This window comes from Chloroflexus sp., from assembly GCF_034431535.1.
In the GTDB taxonomy this organism is placed as follows: Bacteria; Chloroflexota; Chloroflexia; order Chloroflexales; family Chloroflexaceae; genus Chloroflexus.
On record NZ_DAOUDC010000073.1, the window covers coordinates 82,361 to 98,180 of the forward strand.

Genomic DNA, 15,820 nt, shown 5'->3' on the forward strand with positions numbered 1-15,820 from the left:
GGTTTTGAAGGAGGAAGATCAATGAAAGCCAACCTCACCTGCCCCCGCTGCGGCCAGCCACTCACCTCTGAAGGCACGTACCTCCGGTGCATGGCACACGGCCTCTTCTTCCGCTACGGCCCCCGCCGGTTGCTGGCGGCGCCGCAACCGGAAGGGCATGACGGCTATCTTATGCCGTGGCAAACGCTGACGGAAGCAACGCCGGAACGGTTGGCATTACCAGCCGCCGCCACCACCGCGCCTGCCAAATGAGCCGCCGCCGCCGCCGCGGCCAAACGAGCCGCCGCCGCCGCCGCGACTGCTCCAGCCACCGCTACTCGACGAGGAGCCACCCCACGAGCTGCGCCGCGATGAGCTGCTCCAACTCCGGCTGTGCCCCCAACCGCCAGTAGCGCGCCCAATCGTCGAAGTGACACTATCGGTTGCTTGCTGCGATGGCAACGGCGGTTGCAGCGTCATGAGCAGTTCATCCGCTGCGGCAATAATTGCTTTTGCTTCGGCTAATGCTGCGTTCAGGGCCTGTTCACCGTTGATCGGCAACCGGATTTGGTTAAACCGCTGCTGTAACGCAGTATATTTGCCGCTTATCGAAGCCGAGCCACCAAAAAGCGACGTCGTACGCAGCCGCTCAATCCGATCCAACCGGTCACGGGCCTGCTGCAATGCTTGATTGAGTTGGGCGCGCAACGCTTCCAGCCGTTGCACATCGGCGTATGCGGCTTGATAGGCTGCCAGCGCCATCTGCAAGATGACTTGATAGCGTTCAATCGCCTCGGTCAGCGCCTGCCGGCGGGAGGCATCTTCTCGTTCCTCGGCTTGGCGCAACAGGGCAAATGCCTGCTGCACTTGTTGCCGCACCTGCTCGATCTGCTGGATCGTTGCCGGGGCCAGATCAGCGTCATGCACCGAGACGTAATGCACCAACTTCTGCACTTCGGCAGTCGCCAACTGCTGCGCCTGTTGAGCTCGTTCGCGCAGGCGAGCAGCCTGTTCGGCTTCATCACGCGCACCGGCCAATGCCTGATCGGCCAACCGGTCGGCCTCTTGCGCATCTTGTACGAGTCGCAGCCAATCCGGCTTCGGTTTGGCGGCTTCGGCTTGCGCGGCTTGCAAGAGAGTGGCCGCGCGCGCCAGCAAGGTATCGGCTTGCGGACTGACATCGGTATCGTGGGCGGCCACAAAGGAGCGGCCAGCGTTGATCGACCGCTCAGCTTCAGCTAACAGATCACGGGCAATCGCGCGAGCATGCTCGAGCGTGCGCAAGCGGTCGGCAATCGCGCCGATCAGCCGCTCGACGTGATTAAGCTCTTGCTCGGCGGCATCGAGATACGAGCGCGCAGCCAAAAACTCTTGCGCTTCCATGGTGTTCACAGCTTTCGCCGCTTCCCAATGCTCAAATGCCCGCTCAGCCGTCGCCTCAGCCTCGCTGCCGTTGCCGCGAATATCCGCCCACGTACTCTCGGCAAACTCATCAACCAGATCGAAGGCTTCACGCCCTTGGGCAATCAGGTCGGCAATCTGCGGCCCGCGCTCAGCCAGCGCCGCGATGCGCCGCTCGTTCTCGGCCCGGATCGCCGGCAAATCAAACCCTTCTTGGTGGGCGCGCTCCAACGCTGCTTCCGCTTCCGCAATCGCCGTTGCAGCCGCCGGAACATCGCCCTGCTGCAACGCGGTGGCCAAGCGATCAAGCGCGGCGCGGGCCGCATCCAGCGCAGCATGGCAGGCGTCCATGCGATAGCCTTCAGCAGCCAATGAATCGGCGGTGAGGCGACCCCGCGCAATCGCCGCGCGCGTTGTGGCGTAACGATCCAAAATATCAATCAACGTCTGCCCCATCACCGACGCCGCTTGGGCCGCCGCGCTCGCCGCTGTCGCCTCAAGTTGCTCGAGCTGCGCCATAGCCTGCACCAGCTCGCGCTGCACGGGGGCTAAAACGGCGGCGTGATCGGCCAGCTCATTGCCAAACTGTGGCAACCGCTCAGCGACGCCGGTCAGGACTTTTTTTGCCTGATCGACATCCTCCTGTGCTTGGCGAGCCAATGCATCGAGTTCGGCGCGGCGTTGCTCAAGCGCGTGCAACCGCTCAGCGACCACTGCCGCCTTTTCCTGCAACTGTTCATAGGCCGCGGCAGCCGCAGCCAACGCCTCTAACGACGGCTTCGCTTCGCGGTTCAGTTGCTCGCCGATTTCATCAAAAGCGACCTTGAGCTCGGTAAAGGCGCTGCGCCCCGCTTCCTGCATCTGGGTCAACTCAGCCACTGCCGCCGGCGAGTACGAAACGCGGTCGTATTTGGCCTTTTCCGCGGCATTGGCAAACCGCTGGCCGAGCTGCACCACCAACCCTCCCGCTTGTTCGCGCGCATCGCGCAAACGCTTCTCGGCGGCCTGCCGCGTCTGCCGGCGGCGGCGCAATTGGTACGCACCCGCCCCAGCCGCCGCCGCACCGGCCAAACCCAACCCGCCGATCACTACCGGCGTCAAATCGGTATTGATCGTCACGCCGCCACCGGGCCGGGGCGGATTCACAATCGACTCTTCGATCGCCGACAAGGCGCTGGTCACGCCACGGGTAAAGTCACCGGCGGACAGACCGGTATTAAGCTGGGTCAAGCGGATCGTCTCGAAATTATTGTTCACCGCCAGCGCCGCATTCCACTCATCGCCGAAAGCAATCGAGCTATAACGGTTATTGACCGCAACATAGATCGCAATCAAATTCGAGCGCACCGAACCATCGTTGCGGCCAAGTCCATCGGCGATCAAGCGACGCTCGAAATCGGTCTCGCTACCGTTATCGACTACATACACCGCCACTTGCGCGCCGCGCCGGATCAGCGGGCCAGCAGCGGCTTGCACCGCTGATTCGTTCAACCGGCCACCCGGATCGAACAATATCAGCCGGCCTTGGGCCAATACCGGCGTAAGCAGCAGCAGGCCAAGCGCCAACCCAACCAACCAGCGAATGCTCCTACCCATGGGCATACTCCTTCGCCCACCGAAGACGCACCGATCCCGCACACTATCATTCTACCTGCTTAACAGTACGTTTGAACAGCATAGATCGTTGCATGAGGATCATCACCATCCCACAAACCTTTGCGATCTTCGCGTGCTTTGCGGCTTTGCGTCTCTGCTCGCGTTGTGGCTTTGCGTTGACGCCCTCACCCCCCAGCCCCCTCTCCCGCCTAACAGCGGGAGAGGGGGAGCGCAGTGCCGACAACGAGTGTGATCGGCTACATGTTCTGTCAACCACGGGGTACGGGCGGCTCGCCCGCAGCGCGGCTCTCACCATCTTATGTTATGGTCTGGGCGTCCCGCTCCCCGGCGACGGCAGCTCACGGAAATCGGCAGGAGGCGTAATCCGGATCGAACCATTGATCTCGCTGAGTTGCACATCGAGCGCAAACGAGAAGGGTTGCGCTTGGCCTTGCGGATCGGTAGCAGTGCCAGAGAAAGTAATGGTAAGCTGGCGCAGATAACCGTCTTCGCACACCCAAACCTGCGCTGTCGCATCACTGATCGCACTCTCAGGCAACTGCGTCGGGAGGCCGACGGCGCCGAGGCTGGTGAATAGGGCCGTCGTCGCCTCGCGATCACCGCGATACTCTTGGCAACGCACACCGTCACGCTCAGCGGTCGCACCAGCGGTAAAGCGGCTGAAATCGGCGCCGGCGCTGCCCACTGCGCTCAACGTCGTATCAACTTGCGCTGGCGGCGTTGCAATCACGCTCTGTTCGGGCGCCAACCGGTACCAGGCATCATCAGGCGCGCCAAGAAAGGTCAGCGGGCCGCGGGCGTAGCTTACTCCTCCCACGGTCATCGCCTGCAAACCGCGAGTCACGTCAGCGCCGAGAAATGCCCCCAGAAAGCCGCGCAACGTAAACGAGACGTCAGCGCCGGCGAATTGTGCATCAAGCCCCAGCAGTTCGGTGGTCGCACTACCCACATTGAACCCGCCAACTAAACCGCTGCCGCGCAACACCAATTGCATCCGGTAGGTGTCAATATTAGCCGTTTGGCGAATTGCCGCCGGAATCGCACTGCCCGCCGGTACCGCGGTAGCGGTTGGAGTTGGGATAGGCGTTGATGTTGGTGAAGGGGTTGGCGAGGGAACTGGTGATGGTGTGGCCGTTGGCGGCAACGGGGTCGGCGTTGGTGCCGGCGGCGCAGCGCAACCGGCTATAAATACGGCAATCAGGATCAGCACCAGCAGACGCACAACGATAATCCTTTCATTTCGAGCAGGCGATGGGTTGGACCAAATATCAGGGCACAGCATCGCTGTGCCCGTATCATAGCATCACGGCTTGATTATAGCAGCGAAGGATGGCAGACGACAAGACAAACTCGCTAGCCAAACGCGAGCTGGCGCGGTATCATAGTCACAGAGACATCGCTGTGCAACGTCGGTAAGCAGCCTCCGTTGTTGCATTCTGCGTATAATCGAAGTATGATATGTCAAAAGCGTACATAGACAGGAGGCGAACGATGGATTTCTGGATTATGGTCGGGATCGTTATTTTTGTCTTTATCGGGCAAGCCGTCCTGTGGTCGTGGGTCATTATCCAGCGCAACAAAGTCGCTCCCGACGTCAAGATTTTCAACTGGCGCGAACTGTCGCAAGCGTTTGACCGCTGGCTCGCCGAGCGCCAACGCCGGCGGCAGAACCGCTCGTTCCGATAAGCGAGCCGCGTTTCAAACCAGATTAGCAACTGTTGCTTACCGCAGAGGACGCTGCGACGGATTGCGGTGTCCTCTTTATGTGCATAAAGCGGCGGTGCGGCTGCCGCACGCCCTACCAGCGTGATCTGCATCCGGCGTCCGTCAAGGGTGCAACCGTTTTGGAAAACTACCGCACTCCGTATGTGGCTGCGATCACACGCTCTGCGTCCCCTGCGGTACACAGCGCTTCACACACCCAACCGCTCGCGCCGCAACGCTGACGCCAGATCAGCCGCCGTCGCTACATCGGCCAGTTCGATGCCAAGCGCCACCATCGTCTGTGCCACTTCGGACCGCACCCCGACCAACGTCACCTCTGCGCCGAGCAGGCGGGCGGATTGCACTAGCTTAATGAGACCAGCAGCCACTGTAGTATCGACAAACGGTATACCGGTAATATCAAGCACCAGATGGCGCGCATCATACTGATCGATGGCTTGCAGGGCCGTTGACTGTGCCAGCCGGATCCGATCATTATCCAGCTCACCCACCAACGGCATCACCAGCGTCGCGCGACCCACCGGTAAGACCGGCATGCTCAAGCCGCGGATCAAATCGCGCTGCCGTTCATTCTCAGCCAGTAACCGGCTCTGTGCAGCCATTTGCCGCTCAACTTCAGCCAACGCCTGTTGCAATTCCGCCGTACGCTCCGCAACCCGCTCTTGCAAACTAGCCCGTTCCTGCTGTAAATCGGCATTCACTTGCCGCAACTGGGTAATCACCCCGATCAACCGCTCGTGGAACAGCCATAGTTGTAAGAGCAAAATCGCGCTAATCCCTAGCACGCCGGTAAACAGAAACAGCATTTCCAGCATATCAGGGATAGGTGGAAAAAGGCGTAATTGCAAGCCAAGGATCATGGTGACGACGACTGCAATCCACGCAATAATCAGCAAGCGGCGGAGGATCGGGCCGCTAAGGAACGGCAACATGGCGACAATCGCGATCACCGGCCCAAACGCCATCAAACTAGCGATGTTCGGCAAGATCACTGCGCCGACCAGACCGTACAGCACCAGCGCGATGAATGACGTCATCAACGAGACGCGCACTTGCCCGCTACGCGCCTGCGCCCATGCCTGTAACAGCCCGACGACCAACACCCAATCGAGGATCATCAACGCAATCAGGGTAGCGGTCTGCCAGATGAGCGCAGAGATCGTGGCGACACCGGCAATCACTCCCACGATTCCAGCTACTATCAAAAAGAAGCGTTGCAGTTGACGAACTTGCCCCAGCGACAGCGTTGAGATAAACGGTTCGTGCATAGCGTCCTCGATCGCGTCGTTGCTCCCGATAGCACCGCCATCCTACCATATTTCAACAAACGCGCTGTAATCTCACTTTTGCTTCAATCCATCGTAATCCCACCATCGACATCGAGCGTCTCGCCGGTGATAAAAGCTGCTTCTGCCGAAGCGAGCAAGACCGCTGCCGCCGCCACTTCAACCGGTTGGGCAAAACGGCCCAGTGGGATCATCGCTTGCGCCCGTTCGCGTTGAGCCGGCGTCATCGCACCGAGCAGCGGCGTCTCGACCGGGCCGGGACAGATGGCGTTGGCGGTGATGCCGTGCGGGGCCAGTTCGCGAGCCAATGCCTTGGTCAAGCCGATCGCACCGGCTTTGGCCGCGCTGTAAGCTGCGCTGCCGAGAATGCCGCCGCCGCGCTTGCCGGCCACCGAGGCGATGGTGATCAGACGGCCATACCCGTTGGCGATCATCGCCGGCACGACTGCGCGGCACGTGTGGTAGATCGCAGTCAGGTTGATCGCTAGCGTCCGTTCCCATTCAGCGGGGGCTAGTTCGAGGAACGGCACCGAACTGATGATCTCGGCGTTGTTGACCAGAATGTCTATCTTGCCCCACTGGACCAGCACATCGCCGATCACCGCTGCCACTGCGGCGGCATCGGCTACATCGACTGCGGCGCTCAGCGCGGCGGGACCGAGCTGAGCCGCCGCTTCAGCGACCAGCGTTGCCTCGCGGTCGAGGAGAGCAACGCGCGCGCCGTGTTCGGCGAGGGCGGCAGCGATGGCGCGGCCAATCCCGCACCCTGCGCCAGTGACAATCGCCGTGCGTTCGGTGAGATCAAACATACGACACCTCAAAAGTAAAGGCGCAAAACGAGCAAAGGCGGTTAACGCAAAGACACAAAGGGAGCAAAGACGCTAAGATTGTAACGCAAAGGCGCGAAGGAGCGCAGAGGGCGCAAAGGTTTTTAATAAGTAAGGCACGAAGTAGGCTGGGATATGTACACTTGGGATCTACCGGCAATCGGCTGATCCTGTGAGGGGGTGCGTTTTTTACCGCCGAGAGCGCTGAGGACGCAGAGACGGAGGCACGATGTCGTTACGCGGGCGCGCCGCGCCTGAAGCAATCTCCTCACAGCCCCCTCCCAGCCTCCCCCCGCTGGGGGGGAGGCGTCAAACTCTCCACCCCCAGCGGGGGAGGGGCTGGGGGTGGGGGCACGTTTTTACCGCCGAGGACGCAGTGGAGGAGCCACGCAAAGACGCAAAAGGCACAAACAATAAAAAACCCTCTGCGCCCTCTGTACCCTTTGCGTTTGAATCCTCTGCGCCTTGCCGGCGGCCAAGTTGCCAGCATGGCCCAAGCCTGCTATACTTGACACACTTGTTCGGATAGCGTGTGCAATGACCGGTCAGCGCCGGTCATTGCGTTGTCAAGGGGGAACCCGCGATGCAATTGCTTTATCTCGATCCGCGCCAGCTCGACGTAGACCCGGCAGGTGTGCGCGAGGAGCCGGGGGATGTGGCTGGGTTGGCGGCGACGATTGCGGAATATGGTCTGTTGCAACCGATTGGGGTGACGCCGGTGGGAGGCGGCCGGTACCGGGTGGTCTACGGCGGCAGGCGGCGGGCCGCGGCGATCCAGCTTGGGTTGAGCAAGGTGCCCTGCATTGTGCTCGATAGCGATGACCCTGATTTGCTGTTGCGCCAGTTGATCGAGAATGTGCAGCGCCAAGACCTCAACGATATCGAGCAGGCCCGCGCCTTCGCCCGGCTGCGCGATCACGTCATTGCCACCCGCGGCAAGCTGCCCGACAACGAGCTTGACGAAGCGGTCGGGCAAGCAGTCGGTCTCGGCGCGCGCACGGTGCGCCGCTACCTCGGCCTGCTCGAACTGCCGGAAGAGGTGCAGCAGATGATCCGGCGCGGCGAGCTGAACGTGACCCAAGCCCAGCACTTGCGCCGCATCACCAAGACCAAAACCCAGATCGATCTAGCCCGCTTTGCGGTCGAAGAGGGCATGTCAGCAGCCGAACTGAGCCGGCTCACGACCTACTTCGCCGCCAACCCAAATCTGACCCTCGACGTCGCTTTGCAAGCGCTGGAGCAAGGCACCGAACTGCGCACCAAAGCCGCGCCAGCCGGTAGCAGCGGCGGCCCGCTCAGCCATACGCCGGCAACGGCGGTCGAGCTGCCTGAACACGACGATGTGTGGGAAGACGAAGATGAGGCGGCGGACGGCGAGTATTTGACGGTGGTGGAAGAGACGATTGAAAACCAACCCAAGAACAAATCTCGCGTCTTCCGCATCCGTTCGCTCGACCAAATGGTTGACGAGAGCGATCGCCTCGTGCGCGCCGTGCATGACGGCGACCTGCTGAAGTGGATCGAACGCGACGAGGGGGCGGCATTCAAGGTCAGCCTGCTGTTACGCCAGCTCGAAAGCCTCACCCGCGCCCTACGCGACATCGCCCGCCAGCGCAACATCCCAATCGAACCATAACTGTACGGGGATGGTCGTCGCCATCCCCGTGCCGGCCTACCGTTCCATCGTCATCCCCGTAGAGATGCATGGACGTGCGTCTCCAAACCGATGCCACCCCCGAATGGCATACCGGGTGCGCCGGCGGGAACGGCATGGCCGGGGGTGATGCAGAAATGGGCGGATGCGCTGATTGATGCATGTGATGCGATCACGGTATCGTATGGAGACGCACGGCCGTGCGTCTTTACAGTTACTGGATCACGTGATGGCCTCGCCCTAACGGTCGCTTGATCAACGGATGGTACACACGGGTTGGACACCGAACATATTCGTAGGCGTCGTGTTGGGAAAACGGGCCGGCAAAAACACATACCCGGGCCGAGCGTCAGCATCGCTGCCTACCACAGGGCGCGGGGATGATGATTGTTTGGCTCGCGGCGCCGCGAACCGGAAACCAGCCTGTTGTTCTCTGTCGCTACCTCGGCGTTGCAATAGGCGGTCACAACGCATTTCCGGCCGATACAGAGCGCAAGTGGCGAGCCGAAAACCCCTATTGTCGTTGTCGGGGTTGTTGTCGTTGCGATACGCGCAGCGACCGTTCGCGCGATAGCGGCTGGCTCCACGCCGATTAGATCACACACTGTTGGCAGCTTAGTATAGAGCCTTGCGCGACACCTCAGCATCGAACGCGGCACAACCCTTGCTCAACGCGGCTCATCGTTGCCGCCGCGCGGTTGCGCGCCCACCCGTTGCATCCAATCGCCGAGCCGCGCGCCGATCTCGGCCACAAGGCACCCGGCATATTCGTATTGGCGAAGGTTGAGCAGCTTGAGATCGTGGGCTAGCCGTAGATAGAGCCGCACTTGTTCAAGCCGCGTATCGGCGCGTAACAACAGATCGCGCTTATCGCGCGTTTTGCAAGCCAAAGCGAGTCGCCGCTACTGCGCGCACATCAGCCAACCATGCATGCAAGACGGCTTTATCGTTGTGAAAGAGCAGCAGATCATCGGCGTACCGCACATGGCGGTAAAATTGCGCCGCCTGCGCCGTTTCGACCACAGCCAACGGCACATAGACCTCTTCAAGGCTCAGCTCGCGCTGCTCTCTGCCGAGGGCCGAAATCTTCGGCAGCCGCTCCATCTCGCTTTCCAGCGCAGCAAGGTAGTCGCGGCGGAGTTTGCTTTCACCAGCGGGCAGCCGATTGGTCAACCAATCATCGATCCACTGCAACGCACACTGGCCCCACGGTGCCTGCACGGCCCCTAACGCCAGCAGCGCCGCCGCCAGCGCCGCTTACCACCATTGGCCCTGCGCCAGCAACTGGCGCAGCTTTTCATTCCACGGCAGATCGGCCAACAGCAGATCGATCAAGGCCGGATACTGCACAACCAACGACGCCGCCAACCCAACCGCCGTCGCCACAAGGAGGAAAAGCACGATGCGTTTGGTCACCATAGCGCTACCGCGAGGCTACAACGAAAACGATGGTACAGGTGTTGGTGATAGTTTAGCAGAAGATGGCCGCCCGCGCATCCCCAGTGTGCGCACATTCATTATCCCTGTAATGAGGCATGGCCGGGATCACAAATCGTTCCCGGCATTGTATAATTGATGGCATGAACAACAAAACCACATGGCTCAACCGAATCCGCGCGCGATTGCAACGGCCGGCGGCCCCGCCGGAAGAACGGCGGCTGGGGTTGGCGCTCAGCGGCGGCGGCGGCAAGGGGGCCGCTCATATCGGTGTCTTGCAGGTAATGCAAGAGCTGGAGATACCGATTGATTTGATTGTCGGCACGTCAGCGGGTGGAGCGGTAGCGGTGCTCTATGCCGCCGGGTTTGATTTGGCCGCCATCCAAGAGATGTTTCGCCAGAGCGCGCTGCGCCGGATTGCCACGCCTGATCCGACCGGCACTGGCATCATCGGCCAGCGCCGGCGTGAAGAGCTGCTGCGCCGTTTGCTCGGTGATCGCACCTTTGCCGATCTGCGCATTCCTTGCGCCGTTGTTGCGACCGATCTGGTCAGCAGCGAGCTAGTGGTGTTGCACGAAGGGCCGGTGGTGCCGGCGTTGTTGGCGACCACCGCGCTGCCGGCGCTCTTCCCGCCGATGCCCTACGGCGACATGCTGCTGGCCGATGGCGGCATTCTAAATAATCTGCCGGTTGATGTCGCCTACGAGATGGGGGCGCAGCGGGTGATCGCGGTCGATTTGCGCGACGCCAACGCCGATTTCTCGCTCCAACCCGAAGAGAACGATAACCTGTTCGCTCGCCTGATGTTTGCGCCTAAGCAATTCGCTGTCGCCCAGCGCGCGTTGAGTTTACTGATGGCGGAGGCGACGGAACTGCGTTTGCAGCAGTATCCGCCTGATCTCCTCATTCAGCCTGATGTGAGCAGTATTGCGACCCTTGACTTGACGACGCCGGAAAAGGGGTTTGCCATCGGGGTGGTAGCCGCTCGCGAGCTGGCCGGCGAGTTGACCGATTTGCGTTTGTGGCGCAAAGGCACCCAATTGGCCGCCCAACCCCAACCTGCCCGTCCGCCGCGCTCGCCCGCGTTGCCGGCGTACCGCCGCGTGACCACTCCGGTGACGCTGTGATGCTAGACTAGAATAGCTACGCCGAACAGTAGGGCCAGAGCGCAGCTCTGCCCGCCGCGAGGCGAAGCAATCTCCCGCGAGGACGGGAGCAATCCGCTCAGGCCTGGAATGCGCTGAAGGAGGAGATTGCTTCGGGCGCTGCGCGCCCTCGCAATGACAAGATGCCGCGCCCCTGCTCCTCCGCGTCCTCAGCGTGCTTTGCGGTAAACCTCGTACCCTCACCCCTGCCCCGCTCTCGCTAGTTGGATGCCCCCACCCCCTACCCCTCCCCCAGCCGGGGAGGGGTAGGGGGTGGGGGCGGTCTATTGTTTGCGCCTTTTGCGCGTTTTTGTGGCTATTTCCAATACTACGCATTCGCTCATCCCCTTGCGCTGATGGCGATTTTGCGGTATCGTTGAACAAGGCAATATTTGATCAAGCATCATTTTACGTCAACACAAGGAGTACCGTGTGAGTCGCCAGCGCACTGTCTTGATCACGCTCGGCGTGATGATGAGCATGTTTATGGCCTCGATGGAGTCGACCGTCATTGCGACGGCAATGCCGAGCATTGTGCGCGATCTCGGCGATATTGAGAGCTTTAGTTGGGTGTTTGCCATCTATATGCTGACCAGCACCACCGCTGGGCCAATCTTTGGCCGGTTGTCGGATCTGTTTGGCCGGCAACCGGTCTATATGGCGGCGATTGCGATCTTTAGCCTTGGTTCGCTGTGGTGCGGTTTGGCGACGACGATGCCGGAGCTGATCGCGGCGCGAGCGTTGCAGGGGGTGGGAGCGGGCGGTTTGCTGCCGCTGGCGTTTATCATTGTCGGCGATATCTTTACGCTCGATCAGCGAGCCAAGGTGCAAAGTCTCTTTGCTGGGGTGTGGGGCATTAGTTCGGTGATTGGTCCCTTGATCGGCGGCTTTTTGGTCGATCAGATCTCGTGGCATTGGGTGTTCTGGGTCAATCTGCCGCCGGCAGCGATCGCGGCGGCGCTGGTGTGGGCAGCGTGGCGCGGCGTGACGCCAGCCGCCGGCGCGCGTCCGCCGATCGATTACGCTGGCGCAGCGTTGCTGAGTGTGGGGGTGGTGTTGCTCTTGCTCGGCCTTGAGGCGCCGGCTTCGCTGGCCGGGATGGTGATGCTGAGCGCAGCGATCGCTATACTGGCTGGGCTGGTCGTGGTCGAGCTGCGCGCGCCGGCGCCGATCTTGCCGGTGCGGTTGTTGCGCGACCGGATGTTTGCCGTCGCTTGCGCGCACGGCATTCTGGCCGGCGGGGTCTTGTTTGGCAGTATGAATTATGTGCCGCTGTTTGTGCAGGGCGTGTTGGGTGCGAGCGCGACTGAGGCCGGCACAACGCTGACGCCGATGATGCTGGGGTGGGTCTTTACCAGCGTGATCGGCGGCAGGCTGTTGTTGCGGTATAGCTATCGTACGCTTACCATCGGCGGGATGGCGATCTTTGTGGTTGGCACGTTCATGATGGCCCGCATCCGGCCCGATATGAGCCGGTTGGAACTGGCGATTGCGTTGGGACTGATGGGGATCGGGATGGGCGCGAGCATTCCGTCGTTCTTGATTGCGGTGCAGAGCACGGTGACGCGCAATGTGTTGGGTGCGGCGACGGCCAGTTTGCAGTTTTCGCGCACAATTGGCGGTACGATCGGCGTGGCCGCGCTCGGCACGCTGTTGGCGAGCCGGTTAACGGCGGAATTGACAGCGCGCGGCTTGCAACCCGACGCTATTCCCGTCGATGCGCTGATCGGCGAGGGGGTCAACGCAGTGACGTTATCCGACGAGCCGCGCCTCGCGCTGACAGCGGCGCTGGCCGCCGTCTTCACGGCGCCGTTGATCTTCGCGCTGGCCGCGCTGACCGTGACCTTCCTTGCCCCGGCGCATAGCCCCGACGATCTGCGCCGGCAGCGCGCGCACAATGATGAAGTCAGAGCAACTCCGCCGCACGCCGTGTTGACAGGCGCCAACGAATAACGTACAGCCGCACGGCTACGTAGCTCCCTCGTTGTCGAAACAATCGTTTTGTATATCATTGGACAGCGCAGCGCAAAAAGGTGCTATACTCCGCAGCAGGCATTGACGCCGCTGAGGAGTAATCGCTATGTTTGAATTGTCTACCCTCTACGCCGCGTTTGAGCGGTATTTCGGCCAGCCTCCCACCCGGATTGCGCGCGCTCCGGGCCGGGTGAATCTGATCGGTGAGCATACCGACTACAACGACGGCTTCGTCTTTCCAATGGCGCTCGATCGGGCGACCTACGTCGCTGCGCGCCCGCGCTCTGATCGAATCGTGCGGGTGTTTAGCGTTAAATTCCGTGAAGAGGATCAGTTTGACCTCGACCAGATCGTGCGTGACGAGCAACGCCAGTGGGTCAATTACATTCGCGGCGTGGCCAAAGGCTTGCTGGCCCGCGATTTGCCGTTACGCGGCGCCGATCTCTTAATCGATAGCGATGTGCCTGCCGGTAGCGGTCTCTCATCGTCGGCGGCGCTGGAGGTAGCGGTTGGGTACACTTTCCAACTGCTCAACAATATCAATCTGCTCGGCGAAGAACTGGCGCTGCTGGCTCAAGGCGCTGAGCATTCGTTTGTCGGGGTGAAGTGCGGGATTATGGATCAGTTGATCGCTGCGTTGGGCGAAGTCGGCCATGCGCTGTTGATCGATTGCCGTGACCTGAGCTACCGTCCAGTGCTAATCCCGGCCAATGTGCGGGTGGTGGTTTGCGATAGCGGTGTGCGCCACCGGCTGGCCGGTTCAGAGTACAACCAGCGCCGGGCCGGCTGCGACGAGGCAGTGCGTTTGCTGAAGCCAGCCTTGGGCAAGATCCAAGCCCTGCGCGATGTGCGCTTGACCGATCTGGCCAAGTACGGCCATCTATTGCCACCCGACCTGCTACCGCTCGCTCGCCATGTCGTCAGTGAGAATGAGCGCACGCTCGCCGCCGCCGATGCGCTTGCCGCCGGTGATCTGGTCAAGATGGGCCAGTTGATGGTCGAGTCGCACCATAGTTTGCGTGACGATTACTGGGTGAGCGTCCCCGAACTCGATACGCTGGTTGAGTTGGCGTTAGCCGCGCCGGGTTGTTACGGCAGCCGGATGACCGGCGGCGGCTTCGGCGGCAGTACGGTGTCGCTAGTGGAGGCCGATCGGGTTGATGAATTTGTCGCTGCAATGATTGCCGGTTACGCCATTCGTACCGGTCGCACCATGCAGCCGCTGGTCTGCACCGCCGGCGCCGGCGTCTCGTGTGTCTATGCCAGTGAGGAGGAGTGAACGATGCTCGGACAACTCTTCACCCCGCTTTCGACCGCGACAGTGCCGTTGATCTACGGCCTGAGCCATCGCGCGCTGCTGCGGTTAGGCGCGACCAGTCACGAACGGCGCTTGGCCGGGATTCGCGCCCATTACTATCTCATGCCGGCGCGCGGTGAAGGCAACCTGCCGGTGCTGCTCTTGCATGGGATCGCCGACCGCGCCCAAACGTGGTCGTTCGTGATGCGGCAGCTCACTGCGATCGGCCCGGTCTACGCGCTCGATCTGGCCGGGTTTGGCTTGAGCGGCTTCCCGTCTAGCCAGCGCTATGCTACTATCGAACAGCAGACGGCGTTGGTGCAAGCGATGATCCGCGAGGTGATCGGGCGACCAACCCTGATTGTGGGTAACTCGATGGGAGGCTGGATCGCGGTGCGAGTGGCGCTCGCCACGCCGGAACTGGTCGCCGGCATCGTCTTGCTGGCGCCGGGAGGGGCCATCTTGCGCGGACGTGAATCGTGGGAGCCGTTCCTGCACACGATCGAGCTACCCGATGGTCGTACCGTGCGGAAAGTGCTGCGCCAGATGTATGGCCGCCCGCCATTGCCGCTCTACTTTGCCGGCGAAGGGTTGCGTTCCATTTTCCGGCGCGACCCGGTGCGACAATTCGTCGCCGCGCTCGACGAAAACGCGCTTTTGCGTCCAGACGATCTGCGCGCGCTGCGGGTGCCGGTGGCAATGATCTGGGGCGAAGACGATTACTTCATTCCGCGCGAATCACGTGATTTCTTCTGCGCCAATCTGCCGCAAGCGCGTGTCGCATTCTTGCCCCGCTGCGGTCACATGCCGCAACAACAACGTCCGCGTGAAGTAGCGGCCTTCATTCGCGATTTCGCCCGCGAGCTGGCCGCAGCCTCAACCCCACAACGCACCGGCGGGCAAGAGACGGCGACGCCAAGCCGATCGGCCACCTGAGCATGCAACCAAACGCGGTATAATACCCTTTGGATACGCTCGTGCTGAGCACAATAACCACCGCATTAAAAGCGGTGGTTCTTTGTCTAAAACCTGCCGTATTACCATATAGTACCAGTATAGGAGCCGCCAACGATGATCTTCTCTGGTATTCGCGAAGCCGTGCTGCTCGAAGTGCAGCGGATTGATATTCACGGCACCATCTTCTACGACGTCACCTTCCACCACGAAGGCGAAACCCAAGCGATCCGGGCTCGGATTGGGGCCGAGAGCGTCTACCCTCATCCACAGGCAGGTGATCCGGTGCGAGTGAGTTACATTATGGGGGTGGTTACGCAGATCACGCCTCGCTAGACAACGAATGGGGAAACGAATGAACGAATGCGTGAGCGAAGGGTGGGGTTGCGGGGTGGTGGTGGGTGCGTGTGTGGTGGCAGATCGTGCTCGAGAGCACAACAACCAGTGAAGGGTGGGGTTGCGGGGTGGTGGCGGGTGCGTGTGTGGTGGCGGATCGCGCTCGAGAGCACAACAACCAGTGAAGG

15 protein-coding genes are annotated in these 15,820 nt (G+C 61.3%); 8 read left to right on the forward strand and 7 right to left on the reverse strand.

Annotated elements, in window-relative coordinates:
• The first annotated feature begins 21 nt into the window (after nucleotides 1-21).
• Nucleotides 22-252 carry a hypothetical protein gene (locus U9R61_RS18310; protein WP_322490253.1) on the forward strand — a complete coding sequence of 77 codons (231 nt, stop codon included), beginning with the start codon at nucleotides 22-24 and terminating at the stop codon, nucleotides 250-252.
• Here U9R61_RS18310 and U9R61_RS18315 read toward each other — a convergent pair.
• Nucleotides 217-2,976: a TPM domain-containing protein gene (locus tag U9R61_RS18315; RefSeq protein ID WP_322490254.1), complete on the reverse strand. Its 2,760-nt coding sequence runs from the start codon at nucleotides 2,974-2,976 to the stop codon at nucleotides 217-219. The two genes, U9R61_RS18310 and U9R61_RS18315, sit on opposite strands and share 36 nt — an antisense overlap.
• 322 nt (nucleotides 2,977-3,298) lie before the next feature.
• Nucleotides 3,299-4,219, reverse strand: coding sequence for a hypothetical protein (locus U9R61_RS18320; protein ID WP_322490255.1), 921 nt, complete (start codon nucleotides 4,217-4,219; stop codon nucleotides 3,299-3,301).
• A 269-nt stretch (nucleotides 4,220-4,488) separates the two neighbouring features.
• Here U9R61_RS18320 and U9R61_RS18325 point away from each other — a divergent pair, with 269 nt between their 5' ends.
• Nucleotides 4,489-4,683, forward strand: coding sequence for a hypothetical protein (locus U9R61_RS18325; protein WP_066783033.1), 195 nt, complete (start codon nucleotides 4,489-4,491; stop codon nucleotides 4,681-4,683).
• Nucleotides 4,684-4,910: 227 nt separating this feature from the next.
• On the opposite strand, the gene U9R61_RS18330 is transcribed toward U9R61_RS18325, so the two are convergent.
• Nucleotides 4,911-5,990 carry an STAS domain-containing protein gene (locus U9R61_RS18330; RefSeq protein ID WP_322490256.1) on the reverse strand — a complete coding sequence of 360 codons (1,080 nt, stop codon included), beginning with the start codon at nucleotides 5,988-5,990 and terminating at the stop codon, nucleotides 4,911-4,913.
• A gap of 83 nt (nucleotides 5,991-6,073) precedes the next feature.
• Nucleotides 6,074-6,817 (reverse strand): SDR family NAD(P)-dependent oxidoreductase, encoded by a 744-nt coding sequence (locus U9R61_RS18335; RefSeq protein ID WP_322490257.1) that lies wholly within the window; start codon nucleotides 6,815-6,817, stop codon nucleotides 6,074-6,076.
• Nucleotides 6,818-7,418: 601 nt separating this feature from the next.
• On the opposite strand from U9R61_RS18335, the gene U9R61_RS18340 reads away from it, so the two are divergent.
• Entirely contained in the window at nucleotides 7,419-8,471 is a 1,053-nt protein-coding gene (locus U9R61_RS18340) for a ParB/RepB/Spo0J family partition protein (RefSeq protein ID WP_322490258.1), read from the forward strand.
• Nucleotides 8,472-9,157: 686 nt separating this feature from the next.
• Here U9R61_RS18340 and U9R61_RS18345 read toward each other — a convergent pair.
• From U9R61_RS18345 to U9R61_RS18355, 3 genes are read right to left on the reverse strand one after another with little or no spacing between them, the layout of a single operon-like run.
• Nucleotides 9,158-9,379 carry a hypothetical protein gene (locus tag U9R61_RS18345; RefSeq protein ID WP_322490259.1) on the reverse strand — a complete coding sequence of 74 codons (222 nt, stop codon included), beginning with the start codon at nucleotides 9,377-9,379 and terminating at the stop codon, nucleotides 9,158-9,160.
• Nucleotides 9,357-9,710 (reverse strand): hypothetical protein, encoded by a 354-nt coding sequence (locus U9R61_RS18350; protein WP_322490260.1) that lies wholly within the window; start codon nucleotides 9,708-9,710, stop codon nucleotides 9,357-9,359. The genes U9R61_RS18345 and U9R61_RS18350 overlap by 23 nt, the downstream gene beginning before the upstream one ends.
• A gap of 36 nt (nucleotides 9,711-9,746) precedes the next feature.
• Nucleotides 9,747-9,908, reverse strand: a complete 162-nt coding sequence (locus tag U9R61_RS18355; RefSeq protein ID WP_322490261.1) for a hypothetical protein — start codon at nucleotides 9,906-9,908, stop codon at nucleotides 9,747-9,749.
• Between the two features lie 161 nt (nucleotides 9,909-10,069).
• On the opposite strand from U9R61_RS18355, the gene U9R61_RS18360 reads away from it, so the two are divergent.
• The 5 genes from U9R61_RS18360 to U9R61_RS18380 all read left to right on the forward strand — a co-directional run bounded on the left by U9R61_RS18360 (nucleotide 10,070) and on the right by U9R61_RS18380 (nucleotide 15,632).
• The gene (locus U9R61_RS18360) at nucleotides 10,070-11,053 is read left to right on the forward strand and encodes a patatin-like phospholipase family protein (protein ID WP_322490262.1); all 984 of its coding nucleotides are present in this window, start codon (nucleotides 10,070-10,072) and stop codon (nucleotides 11,051-11,053) included.
• A 450-nt stretch (nucleotides 11,054-11,503) separates the two neighbouring features.
• Complete coding sequence (locus U9R61_RS18365; RefSeq protein ID WP_322490263.1) at nucleotides 11,504-13,024, forward strand: MDR family MFS transporter; 1,521 nt, start codon at nucleotides 11,504-11,506, stop codon at nucleotides 13,022-13,024.
• A 127-nt stretch (nucleotides 13,025-13,151) separates the two neighbouring features.
• A complete protein-coding gene (gene galK, locus U9R61_RS18370; RefSeq protein ID WP_322490264.1) occupies nucleotides 13,152-14,324 on the forward strand; it encodes a galactokinase in 1,173 nt (390 codons plus the stop codon).
• A 3-nt stretch (nucleotides 14,325-14,327) separates the two neighbouring features.
• Nucleotides 14,328-15,278 carry an alpha/beta hydrolase gene (locus U9R61_RS18375; RefSeq protein WP_322490265.1) on the forward strand — a complete coding sequence of 317 codons (951 nt, stop codon included), beginning with the start codon at nucleotides 14,328-14,330 and terminating at the stop codon, nucleotides 15,276-15,278.
• A gap of 135 nt (nucleotides 15,279-15,413) precedes the next feature.
• Entirely contained in the window at nucleotides 15,414-15,632 is a 219-nt protein-coding gene (locus U9R61_RS18380; RefSeq protein WP_322490266.1) for a hypothetical protein, read from the forward strand.
• Nucleotides 15,633-15,820 lie beyond the last annotated feature (188 nt).